This is a genomic window from Flavobacterium panici, from assembly GCF_024499525.1.
Taxonomy (GTDB): Bacteria; Bacteroidota; Bacteroidia; order Flavobacteriales; family Flavobacteriaceae; genus Flavobacterium; species Flavobacterium panici.
The window spans coordinates 4990522-5016318 of sequence record NZ_CP100437.1 but is presented as its reverse complement, the minus strand read 5'-3'; the positions used below and the strand labels follow the sequence as shown (position 1 = coordinate 5016318).

The 25797-nt window shown below is 34.4% G+C and carries 20 protein-coding genes; 16 read left to right on the top strand and 4 right to left on the bottom strand.

What is annotated here, in order from left to right; genetic code table 11:
- The first annotated feature begins 156 nt into the window (after positions 1–156).
- From NLJ00_RS20960 to NLJ00_RS20915, 10 genes are all read left to right on the top strand, one after another.
- Positions 157–1347, top strand: coding sequence for a glycoside hydrolase family 88/105 protein (locus tag NLJ00_RS20960; RefSeq protein WP_256635284.1), 1191 nt, complete (start codon positions 157–159; stop codon positions 1345–1347).
- A gap of 22 nt (positions 1348–1369) precedes the next feature.
- Positions 1370–2590: a glycoside hydrolase family 88/105 protein gene (locus NLJ00_RS20955; RefSeq protein ID WP_180856711.1), complete on the top strand. Its 1221-nt coding sequence runs from the start codon at positions 1370–1372 to the stop codon at positions 2588–2590.
- A 485-nt stretch (positions 2591–3075) separates the two neighbouring features.
- Positions 3076–3576 (top strand): IS110 family transposase, encoded by a 501-nt coding sequence (locus NLJ00_RS20950; protein WP_256635283.1) that lies wholly within the window; start codon positions 3076–3078, stop codon positions 3574–3576.
- The gene (locus NLJ00_RS20945; RefSeq protein ID WP_256635282.1) at positions 3536–4045 is read left to right on the top strand and encodes an IS110 family transposase; all 510 of its coding nucleotides are present in this window, start codon (positions 3536–3538) and stop codon (positions 4043–4045) included. Before NLJ00_RS20950 ends, NLJ00_RS20945 begins: the two co-directional genes overlap by 41 nt.
- 49 nt (positions 4046–4094) lie before the next feature.
- A complete protein-coding gene (locus tag NLJ00_RS20940) occupies positions 4095–5690 on the top strand; it encodes a glycoside hydrolase family 43 protein (RefSeq protein ID WP_256635281.1) in 1596 nt (531 codons plus the stop codon).
- A gap of 26 nt (positions 5691–5716) precedes the next feature.
- The gene (gene pelA / locus NLJ00_RS20935) at positions 5717–7726 is read left to right on the top strand and encodes a pectate lyase (protein ID WP_256635280.1); all 2010 of its coding nucleotides are present in this window, start codon (positions 5717–5719) and stop codon (positions 7724–7726) included.
- A gap of 101 nt (positions 7727–7827) precedes the next feature.
- Positions 7828–9177: a glycoside hydrolase family 28 protein gene (locus NLJ00_RS20930; protein ID WP_256635279.1), complete on the top strand. Its 1350-nt coding sequence runs from the start codon at positions 7828–7830 to the stop codon at positions 9175–9177.
- Positions 9178–9479: 302 nt separating this feature from the next.
- On the top strand, positions 9480–10223 hold the full coding sequence (locus NLJ00_RS20925) for a rhamnogalacturonan acetylesterase (protein WP_256635278.1): 744 nt from the start codon (positions 9480–9482) through the stop codon (positions 10221–10223).
- 40 nt (positions 10224–10263) lie between these two features.
- Positions 10264–11559, top strand: a complete 1296-nt coding sequence (locus NLJ00_RS20920) for a DUF4861 domain-containing protein (protein ID WP_256635277.1) — start codon at positions 10264–10266, stop codon at positions 11557–11559.
- Positions 11560–11952: 393 nt separating this feature from the next.
- Complete coding sequence (locus NLJ00_RS20915; RefSeq protein WP_026729959.1) at positions 11953–12129, top strand: histone H1; 177 nt, start codon at positions 11953–11955, stop codon at positions 12127–12129.
- Between the two features lie 107 nt (positions 12130–12236).
- Here the strand turns inward: NLJ00_RS20915 and NLJ00_RS20910 are convergent, their stop codons facing one another.
- From NLJ00_RS20910 to NLJ00_RS20900, 3 genes are all read right to left on the bottom strand, one after another.
- On the bottom strand, positions 12237–13547 hold the full coding sequence (locus NLJ00_RS20910) for a hypothetical protein (RefSeq protein WP_256635276.1): 1311 nt from the start codon (positions 13545–13547) through the stop codon (positions 12237–12239).
- Positions 13548–13615: 68 nt separating this feature from the next.
- Positions 13616–14518 (bottom strand): hypothetical protein, encoded by a 903-nt coding sequence (locus tag NLJ00_RS20905; protein ID WP_256635275.1) that lies wholly within the window; start codon positions 14516–14518, stop codon positions 13616–13618.
- A 106-nt stretch (positions 14519–14624) separates the two neighbouring features.
- Complete coding sequence (locus tag NLJ00_RS20900; protein ID WP_256635274.1) at positions 14625–15530, bottom strand: helix-turn-helix domain-containing protein; 906 nt, start codon at positions 15528–15530, stop codon at positions 14625–14627.
- A 253-nt stretch (positions 15531–15783) separates the two neighbouring features.
- On the opposite strand from NLJ00_RS20900, the gene NLJ00_RS20895 reads away from it, so the two are divergent.
- Entirely contained in the window at positions 15784–16842 is a 1059-nt protein-coding gene (locus NLJ00_RS20895) for an NAD(P)-dependent alcohol dehydrogenase (protein ID WP_256635273.1), read from the top strand.
- A gap of 128 nt (positions 16843–16970) precedes the next feature.
- Here the strand turns inward: NLJ00_RS20895 and NLJ00_RS20890 are convergent, their stop codons facing one another.
- Positions 16971–18011, bottom strand: a complete 1041-nt coding sequence (locus NLJ00_RS20890) for a GntR family transcriptional regulator (protein ID WP_053471981.1) — start codon at positions 18009–18011, stop codon at positions 16971–16973.
- Positions 18012–18394: 383 nt separating this feature from the next.
- On the opposite strand from NLJ00_RS20890, the gene rhaT reads away from it, so the two are divergent.
- From rhaT to NLJ00_RS20865, 5 genes are all read left to right on the top strand, one after another.
- On the top strand, positions 18395–19444 hold the full coding sequence (gene rhaT / locus NLJ00_RS20885) for an L-rhamnose/proton symporter RhaT (RefSeq protein ID WP_256635272.1): 1050 nt from the start codon (positions 18395–18397) through the stop codon (positions 19442–19444).
- Positions 19445–19469: 25 nt separating this feature from the next.
- Positions 19470–21611 (top strand): bifunctional aldolase/short-chain dehydrogenase, encoded by a 2142-nt coding sequence (locus NLJ00_RS20880; RefSeq protein WP_256635271.1) that lies wholly within the window; start codon positions 19470–19472, stop codon positions 21609–21611.
- Positions 21612–21955: 344 nt separating this feature from the next.
- Positions 21956–23230, top strand: a complete 1275-nt coding sequence (locus NLJ00_RS20875; protein ID WP_256635270.1) for a TIM barrel protein — start codon at positions 21956–21958, stop codon at positions 23228–23230.
- Between the two features lie 70 nt (positions 23231–23300).
- Positions 23301–24662 (top strand): FGGY-family carbohydrate kinase, encoded by a 1362-nt coding sequence (locus tag NLJ00_RS20870; RefSeq protein WP_256635269.1) that lies wholly within the window; start codon positions 23301–23303, stop codon positions 24660–24662.
- A gap of 254 nt (positions 24663–24916) precedes the next feature.
- Entirely contained in the window at positions 24917–25672 is a 756-nt protein-coding gene (locus NLJ00_RS20865; RefSeq protein WP_256635268.1) for a (Fe-S)-binding protein, read from the top strand.
- Positions 25673–25797 lie beyond the last annotated feature (125 nt).

The following is a 25797-nucleotide window of genomic DNA, read 5'->3' as shown; positions in this document are numbered from 1 at the left end:
AAAAAGTAGCTCGCTTCTAACACATAGCGTACTATGTTTGTTAATGCAAGTGAAACGCCTTTATTAAGTCCCAAAAACTATGTCTCTATGTGTTTAAAAAACAAGCAAAGAATAATCCATTTAATCTGTGAAATCTGTGGCAAAAAAAATATAAATATGAAGTATAAAAAAACAGCCGTACTATTATTTCTGCTTCTCCATGTTTTTGTAATTGCACAAAACAATCCCGAAAATGTACTGCCGGATAACCTAAAATGGTCTGAGAGAACTGCACTTTCTATTTTAGATAAATATCCCGAAGCATGGAAACTAGACGGAAATGACAGTCCGAAATGGGATTATAAAATGGGTTTTGTATTGTCTGGTTTTGAGAAATTATATCAGGAAACAGGTGATAAAAAATATCTCGATTATATCAAAAACTATGTTGACGGTATGATTGACAGTGACGGAAATCTTAAAAAATACGAAACTAAAGAATACAACATTGATTGTTTGAATCCGGGGAAACTGCTGTTCAATTTATATGATGTGACAAAAGATTCGCGCTATTTTGAAATTATTGGAAAATTGAGAAATCAGTTAGAAAATCAGCCCAGAACAGTGAGCGGCGGATTTTGGCACAAACAAATTTATCCGAATCAAATGTGGATTGACGGTTTGTATATGGCGGAACCTTTTTATACTCAATTTACTATCAAATATGAAAAAGGAAGAAGCTTAGATGATATTGCCAAACAATTTGAATTAGTTCACGATCATATGATCGATAAAAAAAGCGGACTGGTTTATCAGGCTTGGGATGAAAGCAAGGAAATTGCCTGGGCCGACAAACAAACCGGAACTTCCCCAACGGTTTGGGGACGCGGAATTGGCTGGTATATGACAGCATTGGTAGAAACGTTGGATTATTTTCCAAAATCTCATCCAAAATATAAAGTTTTGGTTCAGTACTTAAATGAAATTGCAGCGGCTGTAGATCAATACAAAAGCGATACAGGATTATGGTACCAAGTAGCAGATAAAACACAGTTATATGCCAATTATACAGAACCATCTGGTTCAGGAATGATCATTTATGCTTTTGCAAAAGGAGCACGCAAAGGATATTTGTCTTCCAGTTATAAAAAAACAGCAAAAAAATCATTTGACAGTTTTGTAAAAGAGTTTGTTAAGGTCGATAAAAAAGGAGAAGTAAATATTCTCAATGTGTCGGCAAATGTAGGTTTAGGCGGAAAACCTTTTAGGGACGGGACAAACGATTATTATCTTATTGCCAAAACAAAAGAGAATGGTGCGATAGGTTTGGGAGCATTTTTAATGGCTTCAATTGAATTAGAAAAATAATAGAATTAAAATATATTTTGAAATGAAAAATACTAAGAAACAAAGTTTTATGTCGGTTTTATTAGTTTGTGCTATTGCTTTAACAGGCTGTAAAGCGATTTCGCAGGAACCAGCAAAAAAAGAAATTGTTATTTCTAAAGACTTGAAATGGTCAGATAAAATGGCTTTAACCTTAATGAAACGTCATCCGGAAAGTTATATGCTCGACGATTCAAAAAAGCCAAAATGGGATTATGTTCATGCCTTGGTTTTGCATTCGATTGAAGAGTTGTACAAGAAAAATCCAGATCCGCGTTACAAAGCTTACATAAGAGGTTATGTTGATGAATTAGTTCAGGAAGACGGAAGCATTAAAACTTACGAATTCGATAAATACAACATTGATTTAGTTGTTCCCGGACGTTTGCTTTTTGATATTTACGCAGAATCAAAACAGGATAAATACTTAAAAGCAATGCAATTAGTTCGCAAGCAATTAGCAGAACAGCCACGTACAGCAAGCGGCGGTTTCTGGCACAAACAAATTTATCCAAACCAAATGTGGTTAGACGGTTTATACATGGGAGAACCATTTTACGCACAATACACAGCAACATTTGAAAACGGAAAAAGTTTTGATGATATAGCAAAACAATTTGAATTGATTCAGCTTCATGCAACAGATCCTAAAACTGGATTATTATACCACGGCTGGGATGAAAGCAAAGCAATGCCTTGGGCAAATAAAGAAACAGGAAATTCACCAAACTTTTGGTCCAGAGCTTTAGGCTGGTACGTAATGGCATTGGTTGATGTTTTGGATTATATGCCAAAAGACCACCCAAAAAGAGCAGAATTAATTAAATATTTAAACAATGCTTCTGCGGCTTTGGCTAAGTATCAGGATAAATCCGGATTATGGTATCAGGTTACAGATAAAGGTGGAGAAAAAGGAAATTATTTAGAAGCCTCAGGATCAGCAATGTTTACTTATGCATTTGCAAAAGGAGCAAACAAGGGATATTTACCGGCAAAATATAAAAAACTGGCCAACAAAGCTTTTGATGGACTGACTAAAATCTTAATCAAAAAAGTTGATGAAGACGGCGGAATTACTTTAACAAACTGCTGTCAGGTCGCAGGTTTAGGCGGAACTCCGTATCGTGATGGTTCTTATGAATATTACGTAAACGAAAAGAAAAAAGACAATGACCCTAAAGCGACAGGGCCTTTTATTTTGGCTGCTTTGGAGTTGAATAGATAGACGTTAATTGTTAATTGTGAGTTATGAATTTTGAATTATGAGTGAACGCACGCTTTGTCTTGCTGAGCGAAGTCGAAGCACCGCAAAGAAACTCCTCAAAGAAACTCCAATTGCAAATCACGATACAAACCCGACAGGTTTTAAAAACCTGTCGGGTTTAAATGCAAACAGTTTGTCATTTCGAGGGACGAGAAATCGCACTAGTATATCGACAAAGATTGACGACAATAGGAATGGAGTTTCTAGTGCGATTTCTCGTCCCTCCTTTAGATTTGTTTTTTGAATTTTTAAGTAAATTTATGATTGAGAAAGGAAGCAAAAGTAAACTATTCGTTCCTCTGAGTTTGTGACTCATATCTTGATTAAGACTTTAGCTTCCTTTTCATCAAAGACTCAGATAGAAATTTGGGCTAGTGACCCGTTATTAAGGAGTTGAGCTTATGATGAATTTCTCAAATCATTTGTTGAATCGTAAAAGCAAAGTTATGAAAAACATTATTATTGGCATTGATATCAGCAGCAAGACTTTAGATATTTGTGTAAAAGAAGAATCATTAAATTACTATTCTATTGAGAATAACGTTCCGGCTATAAAGCGCTTTTTTAAAAAATATTCAGATGAGAATGTAATTTTAGCAATGGAAAATACAGGCAGATACAATTGGAATCTTTTTGAAGTATTGGAAAAATTCAACTTTAAAGTTTATGTAATATCGGCTCTGCATATCAAGAAAAGTATAGGTCTTGTCAGAGGTAAAAATGATAAAATTGATGCCCTGCGAATTTGTAGTTTTATTGAGAAGAATTATCAAGAAAATAGAGAATGGAAACCAAGTTCGTGCTCCATTAAAAAAATAAAAATACTATTGACCGAAAGAGCTTTAAGAATAAAAATCAAAAAGCAGCTTATGGTTCAGCAGCATGATTACAAATTAATGAAAGGCATTGGACAAAGAGCTAAAAAGTCTAAATGTAAAACTCATTAAAAATATTGAGGGACAAATTAAGGTTATTGAAAATGATATTGAAGAAGTAATCCATAATGATGAAAACCTAAGCTGTCAGCAGAAACTGATAAAATCTGTTCCTGGAGTAGGTCAGATTTTATCATGGACATTAATATCAAAAACAGAAGGTTTTACAGTGATAACTGATCCTAGAAAAATGGCATGTTACAGCGGAGTTGTACCTTTCGATTTTCAATCCGGAACCTCATTAAAAAGAAGACCTGGAGTGTCAATGCTTGCCGATAAAAACCTGAAAACTATTCTACATCTGGCAGCAATGAGTGCAATTAGATTAGATAATGATCTGAGAAGATATTACATTAGAAAAATTGATGAAGGAAAAAATAAAATGAGTGTTTTAAATGCTGTGAGAAACAAAATAATCCATCGAGTTTTTGCAGTAATAAAAAACCAAACCTTTTATGAAAAAGATTTGGTTTTATCATAGAAATCGAAATGACAAAACGTTGAGGTAAAAAAATAAAACAAAACAAAAAATGAAAAATATAAAAATCATTTTCCTTTTCCTTTCCTTTTTCTCTTTAGAGAAAAATTCAGCACAAGTCTGGACACCGGATAATGGAGACGGAACTTATACCAATCCTATCATTCATGCTGATTACTCAGATCCTGATGTAGTTAGGGTTGGAGACGATTTTTATATGACGGCATCGTCTTTTAACTGTATTCCCGGACTTCCGATTCTGCATTCTAAGGATTTGGTAAACTGGAAAATTTTAAGTTATGCATTGTCAAAACAGCCGCCTTTTGAAACTTATGATAAAGTCCAGCACGGAAACGGAGTCTGGGCGCCAAGTATTACTTTCCATAACAACGAATTTTATATTTATTATCCAGATCCTGATTTTGGGATTTATATGATAAAAGCTAAAAAAGCCGAAGGTCCTTGGTCAGAACCTCTTTTAGTAAAAGCCGGAAAAGGATTGATTGACCCGAGTCCGCTTTGGGATGATGACGGAAAAGTGTATTTAGCGCATGCGTTTGCAGGAAGCCGTGCGCAGATAAAAAGTTTATTAGTAGTCTGCACGATGAATGCAGAAGGAACTATCGCTAATAATGATGAGGTTATGGTGATTGACGGACATGAAAGCGAAGGAACAATTGAAGGTCCAAAATTTTATAAACGAAACAATTACTATTACATTTTTGCACCTGCAGGCGGCGTTCCTACGGGCTGGCAGACAATTTTGAGATCTAAAAATGTGTTTGGCCCTTATGAAAAGAAAAAAGTTTTAGAACAGGGATCAACCCAAATAAATGGCCCGCATCAGGGTGCGTGGATACAGACACAAACGGGTGAAGACTGGTTTGTTCATTTTCAGGATAAAGGCGCTTACGGAAGAATTGTGCATTTGCAGCCTATGAAATGGGAAAACGACTGGCCGGTTATGGGTCAGGATTTTGATAAAAACGGAATAGGCGAACCGGTTACAACATTTAAAAAGCCAAATGTTGGCAAAAAATATCCAATTGAAAATCCGGCAACTTCAGATGAATTTAATGAACCAAAATTAGGATTACAATGGCAGTGGCAGGCCAATTCGCAAGTCAATTGGGGTTTTCCTACCAGTATGGGATATCTGAATTTATTTTGCGTAACAACAATCAAGGATAATAAAATATTTGATGCACCGAATTTGCTTCTGCAAAAGTTTCCTGCCGAAGAATTTTCGGCTACAGCCAAAATAACTTTCAATACCAGATTAAACGGCGAATCGACCGGACTAATTATCATGGGATTAGATTATAGTTATTTATGTTTTAAAAATGTAGAAGGAAAATTATATCTAAACCAAAAAACAGGAACTTTCAATAAAACGGTTTCAGAAACAGAAACAAAACCTATTTTGATTGCTAACAATACTGTTTATTTAAAAGTTAAAATTAAGAAAGGCGGAGTGTGTAGTTTCTTTTCCAGTTTAGACGATAAAAACTATCAATCAATAGGAACTGACTTTATTTCGAAAGAAGGAAAATGGATTGGAGCGAAAGTCGGGCTTTTTGCTTTAGGCGAAAAAATAACAAACGATTCCGGGAATGCTGCCGTTGATTGGTTTAGAATAACGAAATAAAAATGATCAAAAACTAAAAGAATAAAATGATTCCACTAAAAAAAATAGTACTGCTTTTTATTGTTGGTTTTAGTTTTGCAGTAAATGCGCAAAATACTTATAAAAACTGGCCGGATATTATTCGTAAAAATGATGCGTCCTGGTTTGGTACAGAAGAAGCGAAAAAGATTGCCGAAAATGTTTTGCTTTATCAAAGAGATATTGGAGGCTGGCCAAAGAACATTCAAATGCAGAATGAGCTGACTCCATCACAGAAAAAAGAGTTATTGGAAATAAAGAAAACTACAAAAGAAACCACGACAGACAATGGAGCAACGACCCAGGAAATGCTTTTTATGTCTAAAATGTATGCGCAGGTTAAAGACGAACGCTATAAAGAATCCTTTTTAAAAGGTTTAAATTATTTGTTAGAAGCCCAATATGCAAACGGCGGCTGGCCTCAGTTTTATCCCTTAAAAAAAGGATATTACACCCATATAACATATAATGACGATTCGATGGTTCGCATTTTAAATGTGATGAAAGAAGTTGCTGAAGAAACTGATTTTTACAGCATTAAACCCTCAAAAGATATTGTTGTCAAAACTAAAATAGCTTTTGATAAAGGCATCGACTGCATTATCAAAACACAATACAAACAAAACGGAGTTTTAACGGCTTGGTGCGCGCAGCATGATGAGGTTACATTACTTCCGGCAAAGGCGAGAGCGTATGAACTTCCTTCGCTTAGCGGAAAAGAATCGGCTAAAATTGTTTTGCTTTTAATGTCCATTCAAAAACCTTCACCAGAAATAATTACTGCTGTAAAAAGTGCCAATATCTGGTTTGAAAAAACAAAAATTACCAATCTGGAAGAAAAACGTGTTTTAAATGACGCCGGAAAAATTATCGATAAAAAAATGATTCCGGTTCAAAATGCTTCACCAATTTGGGCGAGATTTATGGAGTTGGACAATAACGAACCTTTCTTTAGTGATCGTGACGGAATCAAAAAGAAATCACTGGATGAAATAGGCGCAGAACGAAGAAATGGTTACGCCTGGTATACCGACGAGCCAAAAGAAGTTTTGAAAAAATACGATTCGTGGGCAGTTAAAAATGGTGTAAAAGTTTCGGAAACAGCATCAGAGAAAAAAAAAACTAACTTCTTAACGGTTGCTCAGGATGGCTCTTGTGACTTTACCAAAATACAAGATGCCATTTATTCAAGTCCGTCTTTTCCTTATGAAAAAGTGACCATTTTTATAAAAAACGGAATATATAAAGAAAAACTCAGAATCCCGGAATGGAATACCAATTTGATTTTATTGGGTGAAAGTAAAGAAAACACCATTATTACTTTTGATGACAATTTTTCGAAAATCAATTTAGGGCGCAACAGCACTTTTTACACTTCGACTGTTTTAGTTGAAGGAGACGATTTTTCGGCATCAAATTTAACCATTCAAAATGCTTCCGGAGATAAAGGTCAGGCAATTGCGTTATCAGTGGTAAGCAATCGGGCTAAAATTTCAAACTGTATTATTTTGGGAAATCAGGATACTCTTTATTTATCGGGAAAAAATGCCAAACAATATTTTAAAGACTGTTACATTGAAGGAACAACCGATTTTATTTTTGGAGGTGCAACCGCATTGTTTGAAAATTGTGTAATTCACAGCATTAAAAGTTCCTATGTAACAGCCGCTTCAACTCCCGAAGGAACAGCGTACGGCTTTGTTTTTAAGAATTGTAAGCTAACGGCAGAACCTTCTGCCAATGCCGTTTATTTAGGAAGGCCGTGGCGTATTTATGCCAAAACCGTTTATATAAACTGCGAATTAGGAAAACATATAAAACCCGAAGGCTGGGAAAACTGGTCAAAACCAGATGCAGAAAAAAACACCTTTTATGCCGAATACAATAACAGCGGAGAAGGATTTCAACCAGCGAAAAGAGTATCATGGTCGCATCAGCTTACAAAATCAGAAGCAGAGCAATATTCGATAGAAAATATTTTAAAAGATACAACGATACCTTGGTATCTTAGTTACTAAGTTTCTAAGATGCTAAGACTCTAAGTTTTGTTTGACTCCAGAATCTTAGCATCTCAGTATCTCAGAAACTTAGCATCTCAGCACCTTAGAACCTTAAAAAAATGAAATATCTTATCCTCATATTAATCAGCTTTAGCTCATTTGCCCAGAACAATGATTTTCCAACGGCAAAAGTTGATTCTATTGTAAACAGAATCCAGCTTCCGGTTTTTCCTGCTTATCAGGTAAATATTTTAAAATTAGGGGCAAAAGGAGATTCAATCACAAACAACAAAGCTGTTTTTGATAAAGCGATGGCATTGTGCAAAAAGAATAATGGCGGAACTATTATTGTGCCAAAAGGCATTTATAAAATAAACGGACCAATTCATTTTGTAAGCAATGTAAACCTTAAAATAGAAAAAGGAGCAAAGATCAAGTTTAGTGACAACCCGCAGGATTACCTTCCAATGGTTTTAACAAGCTGGGAAGGAACTATGCTATATAATTATAGTCCGCTTATATATGCCAATGAATGCTCCAATATTGCCATAACAGGCGAAGGAACAATTGATGGAGAAGGAGGAAAAGTATGGAAAAGCTTTAAAGCAAAAGAAGGTCAGGGTAAGGATTTAAGCCGTGAAATGAACCATAATAATATTCCGTTAAAAGACAGAAAGTTTGGAGAAGGTTATTTCCTGCGCCCGCAGATGATCCAATTTTTGAATTGCAAAAATATTTTAGTCGAAAATGTGAGAATCGAAAATTCGCCGTTTTGGTGTTTACACCTTTTAAAATCGCAAAGTATAACCATTCGCGGTATCAGTTATAAATCATTAAATCACAATAACGACGGAATCGATCCAGAATATGCCAAAGATGTTTTAATAGAAAATGTAACTTTTAATAACGGTGACGATAACGTTGCTATAAAGGCAGGCAGAGATCACGAAGGTAGAGCCAATACAGCGACTCCAAGTGAAAATATAATAATTAGAAACTGTAATTTTAAAGGACTTCATGGCGTGGTTATTGGGAGTGAAATGTCGGCTGGAGTTCAGAATGTTTTTGTAGAAAATTGCAAAACTATCGGATACTTAAAAAGAGGAATTTATATAAAAACCAATGCCGATAGAGGTGGTTTTATTAAAAATATATTCGTTCGGAATATTCAGTTGGATCAGGTTGAAGATTGTATTTATATTACAGCCAATTATCACGGAGAAGGAAAAGGATTTCAATCGGATATATCGAATGTTTCATTCTCGAATATTACTTGTAATAAAGCATCAGAATCCGGAATTGTAATTCAGGGTTTTCCCGATAAAAAAATCAAAAACATCTCACTGAAAAATATTGAAATTAAAGAAGTAAAAAACGCCCTCTCAAACGAAAATGCCGAAAATGTTTTAATGACAGATGTTTTTATAGGACAAAGGGCGACAGTACCTACGGCGGTTTCGAAACCTTAATTTTTTAGGTTCAAAGGGGCAGAGGTTCAAAGGGACAAAGGTTTTTTCTGTAGAGGTGCGCAGAAGTGCGTTTATTTTTAGGTACAAAGTTACAGAGGTTCAAAGGGACAAAGGTTTTTCTGTAGAGACGCACAGCAGTGCGTCTACGCAAAGAGTATCCGTAAAGATATGTCCTCCTGAGCGAAGTCGAAGGAACGCAAGTAACTCCGCATTTCAAAATCTAAAATCTAAAATCTAAAATCTAAAATCTAAAATCTAAAATCTAAAATCTAAAATCTAAAATCTAAAATCTAAAATCTAAAATGAAAAAATACATCTTAATCTTATTACTAATCACATCAGCTTGTTTCGCACAAAAAACAGCAATGTATTGTATTGGCGATTCGACAATGGCAAACAAAAAAGATCCGGAGCGTAATCCAGAGCACGGGTGGGCACAAGTTTTACAGCCCTTTTTTAAAGACGATATTGTTGTGGTTAACAAAGCTGTAAATGGCCGAAGCACAAAAAGTTTTATTAACGAAAAACGCTGGGATTCCATTTATAAAAAACTAAAGAAAGGCGATTATGTCTTTATACAATTTGGACATAACGATGAAAAAATAGAAGATTCTGTCCGTTACACTAACCCGCATACTGCATATAGATATAACTTAATTCGTTTTGTAAAAGAAAGCAGGGAAAAAGGAGCAATCCCTATTTTGTTAACTTCAATTGCGAGACGTAACTTTAATGAAAAAGGAGTATTAGTTCCCACGCACGGAGATTATCCTTTAGAAACCCGTTTAACGGCGCAGGAATATAAAGTGCCTTTAATTGATTTAGAATATTATACCGAAGTTTTAGAACAATCTTACGGGCCAGAAAAATCAAAACAACTGCATTTGCATTTCAAAGCAGGTGAAAATGCCTTTTATGATAAAGATAAGGCAGATGATACGCATCTTTCTTTATTAGGTGCCAAAACGATTGCACAAATAGTAGTAAATCAGATTAAAGTTTTAGATGATAAAACTTTAGAAAACCTTAAAAAAGGAATCAGATAAATAAATTTCAAATGCCTGAATTGGTTTAAAATAAAAAAAAATGAAAAGTACAATCAATCTTTGCACCTCGATTGCATTCTCTACACTAATTTTTGCGTCTTGTCAGGCGCAGCAAAAACTTTCTAAAGAAAATAGAATTGTTTTAAAAAACAATTCTGATATCGAATTATTTCAAAAAGCGATTGCTGTAAAAAGAAATCAGCTTACCATAAATAAAGATTTAGGAACTTATCCCGTATTGCTTTTTAAAAATGATACCATTCCTGCACAGGTTAATGATTTAAACGGTGACGGAAAATGGGATGAACTTTTTTTTGTAACCGATTTTTCTCCAAATGAAGAAAAAACAATACTGCTCAATTGGTCGCAGAAAGATCCTAAATATCCAATAAAAACAAGCGTTCGATTTGGAAAAAGAGAAGGGAAGAACCTTCCTGTTCATCCAGATACGCAGGAAATTTTAATGGCAGACCAGGTTCATAAAAAATTAGGTTATCAAAAATACCAAACAGATGGACCAACCTGGGAGAATGATAAAGTAGGTTTCAGACATTATATGGATGGAAGAAACTCAAAAGATGTCTTTGGGAAAAAATTGCCCGGAATAACGCCGGAAGATGTTGGAATTAACAGCAAAGGCGCCGTTGAAGATAATTATCATGTAATGTACGACTGGGGAAGAGATATTTTTCCTGTTGGAAATTCGGCAGGTTTAGGAGGATTTGCCTTATTGACTAATGACAATAAAATCAACAGACTGGGAATACTTGCTGCAGACACTTTAAATAATATTGAAAAAACAACTTTTAAAATCGTTAGTGAAGGTCCGGTTAATTCGGTTTTAAGTTACAACTATCAAAATTGGAAAGCCTCAGGAAATAAATATCAGGCACAGGAAACAACTTCGATCTGGCCGGGAATGTATGGCTATAAAAATACAGTTTCTCTGAATGGTTTAAAAGGAAACGAAATGCTGCTTGTAACGCTTTCTAACCTTAACAACCAAAACCCGCTGCAGGTAATTGAAGCTGGAGATTTTGTGTGTTTTATACAACATGATAAATTGACCTATGAACGTCAATGGATTTTAGGAACTGCTGTTATTATTCCCAAAAATGTTTACAAAGGATATATGGAAGCACCAAAAACAGGACAGCTGACAGATTCTTATTTAATAAAACTGAAAGCAAAGAACAAAGAAGAAATTAGTTATTATCCGATAGCGGGATGGGAATTAAGTGCAGATACAAACTTTAAGGATTCTGTTTACTTTACCAATTATGTAACCAATTTGGCAAAGCAGCTTTCGGCTAAAATTAAGATAAGTATAAAATAAGTTTGATATTAACGTCATTTAAGATATATAATAACAAAATCATAATATTTGACTTGTATTTTGAAGTTCTGCCCTTAAATAGACAATCAATTGGGGAAAAATTCCACACATTCTCAGTGGTGAAATAAAAATTTAAGCGAAAATCTTATACTTTAAAAATCATTTTATTTTTTTATAAACCTATTTTAAAACATGTCTAAATAAGCTCTTAAATTTTGTTTTGATAATAATTGTCTGATTAATAGTTTGTTGCAGAAAGATGATTTAGCAAAATGTGATTCGTAAATTTTAGGTTAATTTAAAGTACAAAAAACAATGATAATTTTAACAGCAAATATGTTGTAACTATCAATCAAACTTCTATTTTTGCGCCTTAATTTAATAATTATAAGCATGAAAGATCTATTAGTAAAAATCAACGCCGAAATTGACACATTCAAAGCAGAAGCTGAATCTTTAACTGAAAAAGGTATCAAAGCTGCAGGACCAAGAGCACGTAAAGCTACTTTAGAAATCGAAAAACTTTTAAAAGAGTTCAGAAAAGTTTCTATCGAAGAATCAAAAAAATAATACAACTAAAACCTCGTCAACTGGCGAGGTTTTTTTTGCTTTAATATATAGGTTTTAAAAACCTTAGTATCTCAGAATCTTAGCATCTTATTACCTCTAAAAAAAACTTACCATTGCCTTGGCCCAACAGCAATTAATTCTTTGGTTTTTAAATCATATATTTTAGTTTTATTACTGCATTGAAACTTAATTTGCAGTCGATTTTGTTCCATTAAATCAAACTGATACGTCCAACGATCTTTTTTGTCTTCTTTTAATTTTATGATTTCCTGACCTTCTTGATTGTACAAAGCATATACATCATGGGTATCTTCGTTTTTAACCGTAAAATAGTAAAAGTTTAATAATTTATTTTCCTTGAAAAAATTTCGTAACTCCTCACTTGGCTGATAATAATAATGTATTTCCTGCATCGCTATTAGATTAAATTCCGCAGGCAGGATAATTTTTCCGCTTTGATCTATAATACCTATTATATCTCCTTCTTTTCGAGGTGAAAAAGTAAAAAGTTTATCTGTAATTGCTTCTCTGCCAAAAGTATTGATATAAAAAGCAACTCTGTTTTTTACAGGTTCAAGAAAAGGATAGGCAAAAGGTGAAGCAGTTCCATCAAAATCAACAATCTGAATCCCTTTTTCAGTTTCAGAAAAATAATATTTATCATAAGCCATTAGCACATTTTTGGCAGTATTAGGTTTTATATTTAATGTACTGTCAATAACGGTATCATAATATGGATTTGGTTTTCCGGTTTCTGAATTGCTTTTCTGTGCCCAAATTTCATTTTTCTTTTTTACATATAAATAGCTTTGAAAATCTTTATATAATTTTAATAAAATCTTTTTATCTGTATTGAGATCGAAATATCCAAATTGATTGTCGCTATTAAGATAAATCATATTTTTATCAAGATGTGTTATTACAGGATAACTACAAATTTCACTCGCTTTATTATCATCTAAACGAAGTAATTTGTCTTCAAATTTTATAAGATTGGTCTGCTCGGGAATTGTTGGTTCACCTAAAAATTGTTTTTTAGTTATAAGGTAAAGCTGTTTATTATAGTGAAAAAGTGATTTTATACTTTCACCTTCATTAAAGGTATATATCAACTTGCCATTTACATTAAATAGAAAACTTTTGGAAGTCCATGTAATGGTGTCTAGCGGAGAATATCCAATATAAAAAATCTGCTTTGATGTTGGCGGGTAAGTTTCACCAACCAAATACCGATCTATTGCCTCATAGTTTGGCGGAATAAGAACTTGTTTAGTTGAAGTAGCCATTACGCCGCTTTTAGTACCTTTCATAAATATAGAATAGGGCGAATCTGAAAAAGGGGAATATTTTAATTTTGCTTTGCAGGAATTAAAAAGAATACAAGATAAAATCAGCAATACATAAAGTATATTTTTCATAGACTTACTTTTATTATAATGATATAATAAATTGTAAAAAGGTTGGGATTGGTACGTTTTTTATCCGGTTAAACTTCGTAAAAAACAGTCAGTTGTTTTAATCGGCTTTTTACCAAGTCATTTTTTAGAGGTTCGAAGTGAAATATTTCGGCATTATTTTTTTTAACCGTGATATAAAACGGCTGATTCATTTTTTGCGTTAGATGATAAATTGTTTCCAGTTCGGCAATATCTTCAAACCAGCTTGCCATTGCGTATAAAGAAGGGAAAGGCGTTTTTTGCAGCTTTGAGTATATTTCGGGTGCCATTTCTACAGGTAACGGACTACCGCCTCTAAAACGAGTTTTTTCTAGTAATGGATCGATGAATTTTTCAGCAGGAATATTCATTTTGTACCAAATAGATTCCGTAAAAACCGTTGGTTCCATTAGAGTATCTTTATCAAGAGGATGCGGCGTTAGTTTAAGGACGGCGTCAACAACATGCGTAGCCTCATGAAGCAGCACATAAAGAAACGCATCCATTTCACCGGCTTCGATACGGACTTCATAATCGGGATTTGTGGAGCGATCATAGCAAATAAGCTCTTTTGCGGTCGCCCATTGAGAAATTGTTTCGTTGAGTATACCAGCCCGAAAAGTAATATTAAATACTTTCAAACTATCTTGATTTTCAACAGGAGATGTAAGGGCAGTATTAGGCATGTTATCCATAAAACTAATACTATGCAAATTTGCCTTTAAGATTTTCTGATGCAGAGGCGGTAAAAAAGAGAATGCTTTTTCAACCTTTGCTCTTTCATTTTCAGTCAATTCGTGATTTACAGGATTCATTCCGGCATCGCGAAATTTTTTATAGATACTTTCGGGAGCATTTAAAACCCGTTTACTGACATTCTGATTCGTGGTCTGACCAAATGTTTTAAGCGACAAAAATAAGCAGAGAATAACGGTAAGGTAGTTTTGTATCATAGTTAATGAAATAGAAGTTTTTGTTTTGGATGCAAAATAAGATCTGGAAATCTGATTTTAAATACATCAAAACTATTAAAAAGAAATGTGGTTTAAGCTGAAAAAATCAAATATTGCTTTCCCTGCGATAGGTTTTTGGAGTTAATTGCTGACTTCTTTTGAAAAAATTGATAAAATGAGGAAGGTCATCAAAACCCAGACACCACGCAATTTCAGAGATATTCCAATCCGTATGCTGAAGGAGGCTTCTTGCTTCCTGCATAATTCTTTCGGCTATAAGCTGTGTAGTGGTTTTTCCTGTCACCTGTTTCAAAGCGTGATTGAGGTGATTGACATGTATGGATAATTGATGTGCAAATTCAGTTGGGTAACGAAATTCCATTCGCTGCATATGTGATTCGATAGGAAATTGTCTTTCCAGGAGTTCCATAAAAATAGAACTTATTCTTTGGGAACCATTTGAGTCGTTATATCGCTGGTAGGCGGCCGGCTCTAGTTTTAGTGCGGTAAGAATAAGCTGGAGCAGCATGGCTCGAAGTGAATCGTATTTATAACTGAATTCCAAGGTAATTTCGTTCAGCATCTGCTTGAAGATATTTTCAAACTGAACATATTGTTCCTCATTTAAATGAAAAAGCGGAACATTGCCAGGCTTGTAAACCGGATAATCTTTGATATTTACAAACTGATCAAAAAACTCATCGGTAAAAATGCAAAAATAAGAAGACTGCTCAGAATCGATATGTTCCCAGGAATAAGGAATATTAGGATTAGTGAATAATAAAGCACAATCAGACTCCATTGTTTTGTCGGCATAATACAGCTTTGTTCTGCCTTTTAATAAACTTATTTTATAGAGAGATTTTCTGTTGAAAGGCTTGCAATTGAATTTATCATCTGTATTGTGTTTAATGTAAAGCACATTAAAATTTTTGATGTCTTTATCAAACAATCCGGGCATAAAAACCCTGCTGTCATTTTTAAGATCCTTATGTAAATCAATTTCCTTCATTTGATTCCAAAATTATTATAATTGCTTTTTTAACAGTTACTTATAACCTTAAATTGCTTTATGTAAATATAGTACAAAGGTATAAAATCGAATACAAGTAAATTGGTAATATCAAATAGAAAGCTGTAAAATTCAAAGAAACGTTTGCTATTTGACATATTTGATTTTTTCAGCTTTTCATTTGAAATACACATCTTTAAAGATAGATACTGCCAATAACTTTGCAACGATTATAACACTAAACCTAAAAACAATGATTGCAGTAAAAGGATATGCGGCACAAAGTGCAAATGAAACGCTGGCTCCATGGAATTTCGAGAGAAGGGAAGTTGGGGCACATGACGTACAAATCGAAATTTTATATTGTGGAGTCTGCCACTCAGATCTTGCGCAAATTAACAATGAATGGTTTCCGGGAATTTTCCCAATGGTTCCCGGCCACGAAATAGTAGGACGTATCACAAAAGTGGGAGATCACGTTAAAGGATTCAAAATAGGTGATCTTGCCGGAATTGGTACTATGGTTAATTCATGCGGAGAATGCGGACACTGTAAAGACGGATTGGAGCAGTATTGCGGCGAAGGTGTTGTGCCTACTTATAACGGTCTTGATAAATTTGGAGACGGACAACCAACATATGGCGGTTATTCTAATTCTATTGTCACACACGAAAACTTTACCGTTCACATTCCGGAAACACTAGACTTAGCAGCAACAGCGCCTTTGTTATGCGCAGGAATCACAACCTATTCGCCATTAAAACACTGGAAAATAGGTAAAGGACACAAAGTTGCTGTTCTTGGCTTGGGCGGACTTGGACACATGGCTGTAAAATTTGCAGTTGCCCTGGGAGCTGAAGTTACTATTTTGAGTACTTCTCCACAAAAAGAAGTTGATGCAAAAAGATTGGGTGCACATCATTTTGTGGTAACGAAAGATGCGGCGCAAGTTGAAAAAGTAAAGAGTTCTTTCGACTTTATTGTGGATACAGTAGCTGCAGACCATGATTTTAACTTTTACCTGTCTTTACTTAATATTGATGGAGTTCATATTTGCGTAGGCGTTCCTGTAGAAGGAATTCATCTGGATGGAGCTTTAGGCGCTTTTTCATTATTAGGCGGACGTAAAAGTATTGTAGGATCTGCCTGCGGAGGAATAGCCGAAACTCAGGAAATGCTAAACTTTTGTGCCGAACATAATATTGTTGCCGACATCGAATTAATCGACATTAAAGACATCACCACAGCCTATGAAAGAATGCTGAAAAACGATGTAAAATACCGTTTCGTAATCGACATGGCAACTTTATAAAAGCATTAAATAAACTATCTAATAAATCTGCAATGAAAAAAACTTATTGCAGATTTTTTTGTTTTAGTCCTCTGTAAAAAAACTTAGTCCCGATAGCTATCGGGATAGCATCTCAGAATCTCAGCATCTTAAATAGAATTTCTATCAATAAAATTAAAAGGAACTTTAAACTGACCTTTTTCTTTATTCAAAATCATTCTTGCAGCAGTTTCTCCCATAATATTAAAATCAGTAGACATTACGGTTATGCCCAGTAATTCTTTTAATGGCGTATCATTATAAGAGATCACGCCGATATCTTTCCCTAAAACATATTCCTCATCGCGAATCTGTTTCATTAAATTCACCAGATCAGATTCTTCAATAGTAATAAATAAGTCCCCTTTTTTAAGAATCATATCATCATATACTTCGCTAAGAATTTCAAAGTTGATTTCGTGCTCCACGCAGAATTTTCTAAAACCATGCAGAATTCTTCTCGGATACGGATAAACAGCTTTATCAGGATAAACTAAAATTAATCTTTTGTATTTGGTGATTTTTGTTAAACCTTCTTTCAGTGCATTGTAAATGTCATTTTCAAAATCCTGATAAATTTTAATGATTTCACCTTCATGAGAAAGTTTGATATTATCCATTAAAACCAATTTCTCTTCCGGAATTCTCTGAATCGCTTTGGCAACTTCATCTGTAAAACTCAAATGTTTTAATTCATCTGTTTTAAAATGGGTCGTAATAACGTAATAATCGTAAGCCCCTTCAAATTTATCCAGTAAATTTAAAAACAGCGTTTCGTCACAATGGTAAATATGAAGATCAGTATGCGCATTAGCACCAAGAGTATCAATAAACGAGCTGTAGGTTTTCATTTTGTAAGCGCTCAGTTTATTAAACAAGAACAAAATATTTACTTTTGACTCCAGTTTTGTTCGGGTAATATAATATCCTTTTCCTCTAATCGAAGAAATGATTTTTCTTTCCTTTAAAATATTATAGGCTTTTTCAACCGTATCGCGCGACATGTAAAACTCTTCGCTGAAACTGTTTATAGAAGGAATTTTTTGGTTGATTTTTAAATTTCCGTTAGCAATATTCTGCAAAATCGAGTCAACAATTTGTTTGTATTTTGGAACCCTCGAATCTTCATCTATTTTAATTAATTTAATCATGCTGCTATTTTGCAATCTGTTTCAGGTTTTGGGGCATGAAACAATTTTTTTTAATTATAATTTTATAAAAAACAATCCTAAAAACTGCTTCATATATTGATTTTACTACTTTCCTTACAAACAATAATGATAAAATAAAAGTACTCTTTATTTTCAGGGTGTTATATCGACTAGAGGAAATAATAATTACGAAATCGATTGCTAAAGTAGCGTTTTTAAATTTATTTTTCCAATACAATTGCATTGATCTTTGCAATTAATGCGCACTTTTAACAAAAAATACACGAATCATAAAGGATAGTACAGGACAGTTTTCTTTTTTACATTATATTATTTTACAAAACGAAATTAACTATCGCAATTAACCACAAACAAATTATTAAATGGAATCATTATTAGGAATCATTTTTCATTCTATCGGAGGATTTTCTTCAGGTAGTTTTTATATGCCTTTTAAAAAAGTTAAAGATTGGGCTTGGGAAAGCTACTGGCTTGTAGGTGGATTTTTTTCCTGGTTAATTGTACCGCCAATTGCTGCCTATTTAACGATTCCAAATTTTACTGAAATTATTGTAACAGCGTCACCAGCCATCAAAACCTTTACTTTTTCAATGGGACTGATTTGGGGAATTGGCGGATTAACATACGGTCTTGGCGTTCGTTATTTAGGAATGTCACTTGGAAACTCAATCATTTTAGGATTCTGTTCTGCATTTGGAGCTTTAGTTCCTTCTATATATTATGATTTATATCCAACAGAAGGCAAAATTTCGTTTAGCGATATGTTGTCAACTACTGGCGGAAGATTGGTTTTATTAGGCGTTGCAGTCTGCCTTTTAGGAATTGCAATTTCTGGAAAAGCCGGAATCCTGAAAGAAAAAGATTTTGCCGTTGGGCACGAAGATAAAGACAAAGATTTCAGCCTTGTAAAAGGTTTAATCATTGCCGTAATTTCTGGAATTTTAAGTTCTTTTTTTAACTACGGAATCGAAGCCGGAAAACCAATGGCAGAACAGGCAGTAATAAATGGCTGTAACCCATTGTTTCAAAATAATGTAACCTATATTGTTTTGCTTTGGGGAGGTTTAACCACCAATTTTATCTGGTGTATCTATTTAAATTTTAAAAATAAAACGATTGGAGATTATACCAATAAAGCAACTCCAATTACAAAAAATGTGCTTTTTTCAGCACTTGCCGGTACAATGTGGTTTTTGCAGTTTTTCTTTTACGGAATGGGCGAAAGCAAATTAGGAAACGGGGCAAGCTCATGGATTCTGCATATGGCAACTATTATTTTAACAGCAAATTTTTGGGGATTCTATTTGAAAGAGTGGCAGGGTGTTTCGCAAAAAACATTCAGGACTTTTATCTGGGGAATCGGATTGATAATGCTTTCGATCATTTTAGTCGGAATTGGGAATTCTTTGTAAAAACTTGAAAAAATATATGATAACAATGTCAAATACAAATACAAAAAATATGAATTTTAAGCATGTGAGCTATCTTTGGGATGAAGCTAAAGCAGCAGCATTAGCAGGAGATGAAGTAGCGCTTTTCATTTATCGTTCGAACCTTTTAGGAGCCGATTTAAGATTGACTAACTATGGAGGAGGAAATACTTCTGTAAAAATTACAGACAAAGATCCCTTAACAGGAGCAAGTTCAGAAGTTATGTGGATTAAAGGTTCTGGAGGAGATATTGGTACATTGACAAAATCTGGCTGTGCAGCATTGTATTTAGACAGATTACGTAATCTTGAAAACGTTTACAGAGGAATCGAGTTTGAAGATGAAATGGTAGAATTATTCAACCATTGTATTTTTGATCTGGCTTCAAAAGCACCATCTATCGATACGCCTTTGCATGGTTTTTTACCATTCAAACATATTGACCACCTGCATCCGGATGCGGCAATTGCAATCGCTGCCGCAAAAGACGGAGCAAAAATCACTGAAGAATTATTTGACGGAGAAATTGGCTGGGTAGGCTGGCAGCGTCCGGGCTTTGACTTAGGACTTCAATTAAGAAGCTGTTTAGAAGAAGCTGCTAAAAAAGGAAAAAAACTACGCGGGATCATGTTAGGTTCTCACGGTCTTTTTACCTGGGGAGATACTGCATACGAAAGTTATATCAATACGCTGGAAGTAATCGAGAAATGCGCGACGTATTTAGAAGATAATTACGGAAAAAAACGTCCGGTTTTTGGAGGTCAGAAAATCGAAAGCCTTCCGGAAGCAGACCGCAAATTAAAAGCAGCAAAAGTAGCACCAATTTTAAGAGGTTTCTGTTCATCAGAACGCCAAATGATTGGACATTATACAGATGATGCAAGAGTATTGGAATTCATTAACTCTAATGATTTATCAAAATTAGCACCATTAGGAACTTCTTGCCCGGATCACTTTTTAAGAACAAAAATCAGTCCGCTGGTTTTAACATTAGATCCAAACGAAGATTTATCAGATGTTGATGCGGTAAAAGCAAAATTAGCTCCGGCTTTTGAAGCTTACCGTGCGATGTACAAAGACTATTATAATGCCTGCAAGAAATCAAATTCACCTGCAATGCGTGACCCAAATCCGGTGGTAATTTTATATCCGGGAGTTGGAATGTTCACTTTTGCAAAAGATAAAACGATGGCGCGTTTGGCATCAGAATATTATATCAATGCCGTAAATGTAATGAAAGGTGCAGAAGCCGTTTCAGAATATACTTCGCTGCCACACCAGGAAGCATTCGATATTGAATATTGGTTACTAGAAGAAGCAAAATTACAGCGTATGCCAAAACCAAAAGCATTGTCTGGAAGAGTAGCTGTAATTACAGGTTCTGCTGGCGGAATTGGAAAAGCTATCGCTAAGAAATTTGCTCAGGAAGGTGCTTGTGTAGTAATCAACGATATCAACGAAGAACGTTTAGAAGGCGCAACAGCTGAATTTATAAAAGCTTTTGGTAAAGATGCAGTTTCAAGCACTTTATTGAATGTTACAGATGAAAAAAGTACAGAATTAGCTTTAGACCAAGCTTCTTTAGCTTTTGGAGGTGCAGATATTATTGTAAACAATGCAGGAATCAGTATTTCAAAATCTATTGCAGAACATACTCTTGAAGAGTGGGACAGATTATATGATATTTTGGTAAAAGGACAATTTATTGTTTCTAAAGCCGGAATCGAAGTAATGCGCAAACAAGGTTTTGGTGGAGATATTGTAAACATCGTTTCTAAAAATGCAGTGGTAGCCGGCCCAAATAATCCTGGTTACGGTTCTGCAAAAGCTGCTCAGGCGCATTTAACACGTTTAATGGCTGCGGAATTGGGAGCTGATAAAATTCGTGTTAACACCGTAAATCCTGATGCTGTAATCTCAGACTCCAATATTTGGTCTGGCGGATGGGCAGAAGGTCGTGCAAAAGCATACGGAATCACGGTAGAAGAATTACCGGCTTACTATGCAAAACGTACGTTATTAAATGAAATCATATTGCCGGATGATATCGCAAATGCTTGTTTTGCGTTTGTTGGAGGTTTCCTGAACAAATCGACAGGAAACGCTTTAAACGTAGACGGCGGCGTTGCAATGGGCTTTTATAGATAAAAATTATTTAAGTTTTTTTATAAGTTTGTTTAAGCAAAAGTGGTTTTTTGTGGTCTAGCGTTCGAATTCTTTCGAACGTTAGATTTTTTTAGACATCCCATTTTTATAAGCAGACCAATTACCATAAAATAGTAAAGTTAAACCAGAGTTTAGTATAAAAATTTTAAGTATAAAAACATAGAACGCGAATGAAACGGATTCGCTATCGCGAAAACGCTGATTTACACAGATTTTTTAAATTTATTATGACAAAATCCGTTTTTTTCCGCGTCTTCGCGATAGCGAATCCGTAAAATCTGCGTCTAAAATTCATATATTGTAACTCTATTAAAATATCAATAACTATGTTAATCGGATCAAACCACATCGAATCTCATAACGAGGGATTATTAAAAAAACACCAAAACAAACTTGTTTTTACAGCATCAGAAATTGATAATACAGAGTCGATTATCCAAAAACTAATCGATTTTCAAATCGCAATTCCATCTTGGGCTTTAGGAACAGGAGGAACAAGATTCGGACGTTTTGCAGGAGGCGGAGAACCACGTTCAATCGAAGAAAAAATCGAAGATGTTGGATTGCTTCATAAATTAAACAATGCTTCAGGAGCCATTTCGCTTCATATTCCGTGGGATATTCCACAAGATTATAAAGCAATCAAAACATTAGCATCGCAGCACAATTTAAAGTTTGACGCCATGAACTCGAATACATTTCAGGATCAGGCAGATGCAGAACATACATACAAATACGGTTCATTACAAAACGTAAATAAGGCCGTTCGCAAACAGGCAATTGCACACAATATTGAAGTAATTAAACACGGAATCGAATTAGGATCTGAATCGTTAACCGTTTGGCTGGCTGATGGTTCAAATTTTCCGGGACAATTAAACTTCCGTAAAGCGTACCAAAATACCTTAGAAAGTTTAGAAGAAATCTACGATGCATTACCTTCAAACTGGAAACTATTTTTAGAATACAAATGTGCCGAACCTAACTTTTATTCTACAACAGTTGCAGACTGGGGACAATCCTATTCTTACGTGAAAAAATTAGGCGATAAAGCACAAACATTAGTTGATTTAGGACATCATTTACCAAATGCGAATATCGAACAAATCGTTTCCTTATTATTAATGGAAAACAAATTGGGCGGATTCCACTTTAATGATTCAAAATACGGCGATGACGATTTAACTGCCGGAGCATTAAAGCCATATCAATTATTCTTGATCTTCAATGAATTAGTTGAAGGAATGGACGCAAGAGGAATGAACCACGCCAAAGATTTAGGCTGGATGATCGACGCATCGCACAACATCAAAGATCCGTTAGAAGATTTATTACAATCTGTTGAAGCCATTATGATTGCTTACGCACAAGCACTTTCTGTAGACAGAAAAGCATTAGAACAAGCACAGCAGGAAAATGATGTAGTAAAAGCACAGGAAATTCTTCAAAACGCTTTCCGTACAGACGTTCGCGCTCTTGTTGCTGAAGCCCGTTTACGTTCAGGAGCAGCTTTAAATCCGGTAGAATTATACAGAAGCCTTTCTGTTAGAAAAAATCTTATTGGAGAAAGAGGACTAAAAACATTGGCAACAGGATTATAATTATGAGTTTTGAATTATAAGTTAATATCTGTAATTCACAATTCACAACTCACAATTTACAATTAAAAAAATGAATGTAGTTGCAATTTTTGATATTGGTAAAACAAACAAAAAGGTATTTTTATTTGATGAAAATTATAGAATTGTTTGGGAGAAATCAGTCAATTTTGACGAAACTGTCGACGAAGATGGTTTTCCCTGCGAAGATATAGAAGTGCTTAAAAACTGGATTTTTGAGCGTTTATCAGAAATAAAAGCTTTAACCAATTATATTTTAAAAGCCATCAATTTTAGTACTTACGGTGCTAGTTTTGTCTACATTGATAAAGAAGGAAAAGTTTTAACTCCTCTGTATAATTATTTAAAAGATTATCCGGAGGATTTAAAAAACGACTTTTATAAAAAATACAAAGGAAAAGAAGCGTTTGCCGTAAAAACAGCTTCTCCCGTTTTGGGAAGCTTAAATTCAGGAATGCAGATTTACCGTTTAAAAGAAGAAAAACCGGACTTGTTTAAAAAGGTGCAATATTGTTTACACCTGCCGCAATTTCTGAGTTTTCTTTTAACCAATGAAGCTTACGCCGATATTACAAGCGTTGGCTGTCATACCAATCTTTGGAATTTCAAAAAAATGAAATACCATAAATGGCTAAAAAGTGAAGGGATTTCAGGTAAAATTCCGCCGTTTTATTACGGAAAAGATGTTGTCAAAACAAAAGACGGGCTGGCAGTAGGAGCAGGGCTTCACGATAGTTCATCGGCGATAATTCCGTATACCATAAACTTTACCGAGCCTTTTGTTTTATTATCAACAGGAACCTGGAGTATTTCCTTAAATCCGTTCAACAATAAACCGTTGACTTTTGAAGAATTACAAAACGATTGTTTGTGTTATTTACAATACACAGAAAAGCCTGTAAAAGCCGCAAGACTTTTTGCAGGAAACGAACACGAAGTACAAACCAAACGTTTAGCAGAACATTTTAACGTTCCGATTGATACGTACAAAGACGTTTATTTTGATAAAAATGTAGTTTCAAATTTACGCGCGTTAAATTTTCAAATCATTTATCCTAAAAAATACAATTTTGATATTCTGAAAGAATGCCCTTTTCAAAAAAGAGACCTTTCAACATTCAAAAATTACGAAACGGCCTATCATCAATTAATGTTAGATTTGGTGGAGCAGCAGGTTTTTTCAACTAACTTAGTCATTCATAACAGCCCTGTAAAGAAAATATTTGTAGACGGAGGTTTCAGTAAAAATTCAATTTATATGAATTTATTAGCCGAAGCTTTTCCGGATGTTGAAGTTTATGCTGCATCGATGGCGCAGGCAAGTGCTTTAGGAGCAGCATTGGCAATTCATCAAAACTGGAATCCTAAACCAATCCAGAATGATTTGATTGATTTGAAGTTTTATAAACATTAACATAATAACGCAGATAAATAGATTAAGAATTAAAATGTGCGTTAAATTGAGATAGTATTGTCATTTCGACGAAGGAGAAATCTTCGCGAGAAGCTCGACAAAGATTGGACTTTAGTTGCGGAGTTACTTACGAAGATTTCTCCTTCGTCGAAATGACAAACAAACGAGTAGATTCATTCAGATTTAATTTTATAAAATCTGCGTGTATCTGTTTAATCTGCCAAATCTGCGGGCTAAAAATAAAATAATAAAAAATGAAAATCGGACTATTTATACCGTGTTATGTCGATCAGTTTTATCCAAAAGTTGGTATTGCGACATACGAACTTTTACAGAAATTAGGCTGTGAAGTTCATTTTCCGATGGGACAAACCTGCTGCGGTCAGCCAATGGCAAACAGCGGTTATGCACATTTAACAAAAGGCTGTGACGCTAATTTTATAGCCAATTTTGCGGGATTCGATTATATAGTATGTCCTTCGGGAAGTTGTGTGCTGCATGTAAAAGACCATTTGCATGACGAAAAAAATGAAGAAGCCGCGACAAAAATTAGAAACACCGTTTTTGAATTAACAGAATTTATAACTGATATTTTAAAAATTGACCATATTGACGGAAGTTTTCCTTTTAAAGTCGGAATGCACGTAAGCTGCCACGGACAACGTGGATTACATCTTTCTCAAATGTCGGAATTAAACGCACCATTTTTCTCAAAACCTGAACAATTACTGCATAATATAAAAGGATTAGATTTAGTTGCTTTAACGAGAAAAGATGAATGCTGTGGTTTTGGAGGAACATTTTGTGTGACCGAAGAAGCTATTTCTGTAAAAATGGGACAAGACCGAATTAAAGATCACGAAAGCCATAATGTAGATTATATTACAGGTGGAGATATGTCTTGTTTAATGCATTTAGATGGAATTTTGAAAAGACAAAAAAGCCGAATAAAAACCATTCATATTGCTGAAATATTAAATTCACTCGAAAACGAAGTAAATTTAAGATAATCATAAATTTCTTTTTCTACCATTAAGATATTAGATTCATAAAGCTTGACTTAATGCTAAAACAGAGAAACTATTTAAAATTGAAGCTTAATTTTCTTTTATCCTTAAGCATTTAAGTTCATAAA

Excerpts from the sequence above, each read along its gene's own strand:
- NLJ00_RS20880 (WP_256635271.1), top strand. The coding sequence starts at position 19,470 with ATGTCAAATACAAATACAAAAAATATGAATTTTAAGCATGTGAGCTAT.
- NLJ00_RS20955 (WP_180856711.1), top strand. The coding sequence starts at position 1,370 with ATGAAAAATACTAAGAAACAAAGTTTTATGTCGGTTTTATTAGTTTGT.
- NLJ00_RS20915 (WP_026729959.1), top strand. The coding sequence starts at position 11,953 with ATGAAAGATCTATTAGTAAAAATCAACGCCGAAATTGACACATTCAAA.
- NLJ00_RS20865 (WP_256635268.1), top strand. The coding sequence starts at position 24,917 with ATGAAAATCGGACTATTTATACCGTGTTATGTCGATCAGTTTTATCCA.
- NLJ00_RS20875 (WP_256635270.1), top strand. The coding sequence starts at position 21,956 with ATGTTAATCGGATCAAACCACATCGAATCTCATAACGAGGGATTATTA.
- NLJ00_RS20930 (WP_256635279.1), top strand. The coding sequence starts at position 7,828 with ATGAAATATCTTATCCTCATATTAATCAGCTTTAGCTCATTTGCCCAG.
- NLJ00_RS20870 (WP_256635269.1), top strand. The coding sequence starts at position 23,301 with ATGAATGTAGTTGCAATTTTTGATATTGGTAAAACAAACAAAAAGGTA.
- rhaT (WP_256635272.1), top strand. The coding sequence starts at position 18,395 with ATGGAATCATTATTAGGAATCATTTTTCATTCTATCGGAGGATTTTCT.
- NLJ00_RS20895 (WP_256635273.1), top strand. The coding sequence starts at position 15,784 with ATGATTGCAGTAAAAGGATATGCGGCACAAAGTGCAAATGAAACGCTG.
- NLJ00_RS20910 (WP_256635276.1), bottom strand. The coding sequence starts at position 13,547 with ATGAAAAATATACTTTATGTATTGCTGATTTTATCTTGTATTCTTTTT.
- NLJ00_RS20950 (WP_256635283.1), top strand. The coding sequence starts at position 3,076 with ATGAAAAACATTATTATTGGCATTGATATCAGCAGCAAGACTTTAGAT.
- NLJ00_RS20900 (WP_256635274.1), bottom strand. The coding sequence starts at position 15,530 with ATGAAGGAAATTGATTTACATAAGGATCTTAAAAATGACAGCAGGGTT.
- NLJ00_RS20890 (WP_053471981.1), bottom strand. The coding sequence starts at position 18,011 with ATGATTAAATTAATTAAAATAGATGAAGATTCGAGGGTTCCAAAATAC.
- NLJ00_RS20905 (WP_256635275.1), bottom strand. The coding sequence starts at position 14,518 with ATGATACAAAACTACCTTACCGTTATTCTCTGCTTATTTTTGTCGCTT.
- NLJ00_RS20925 (WP_256635278.1), top strand. The coding sequence starts at position 9,480 with ATGAAAAAATACATCTTAATCTTATTACTAATCACATCAGCTTGTTTC.
- NLJ00_RS20960 (WP_256635284.1), top strand. The coding sequence starts at position 157 with ATGAAGTATAAAAAAACAGCCGTACTATTATTTCTGCTTCTCCATGTT.
- NLJ00_RS20940 (WP_256635281.1), top strand. The coding sequence starts at position 4,095 with ATGAAAAATATAAAAATCATTTTCCTTTTCCTTTCCTTTTTCTCTTTA.
- NLJ00_RS20920 (WP_256635277.1), top strand. The coding sequence starts at position 10,264 with ATGAAAAGTACAATCAATCTTTGCACCTCGATTGCATTCTCTACACTA.
- pelA (WP_256635280.1), top strand. The coding sequence starts at position 5,717 with ATGATTCCACTAAAAAAAATAGTACTGCTTTTTATTGTTGGTTTTAGT.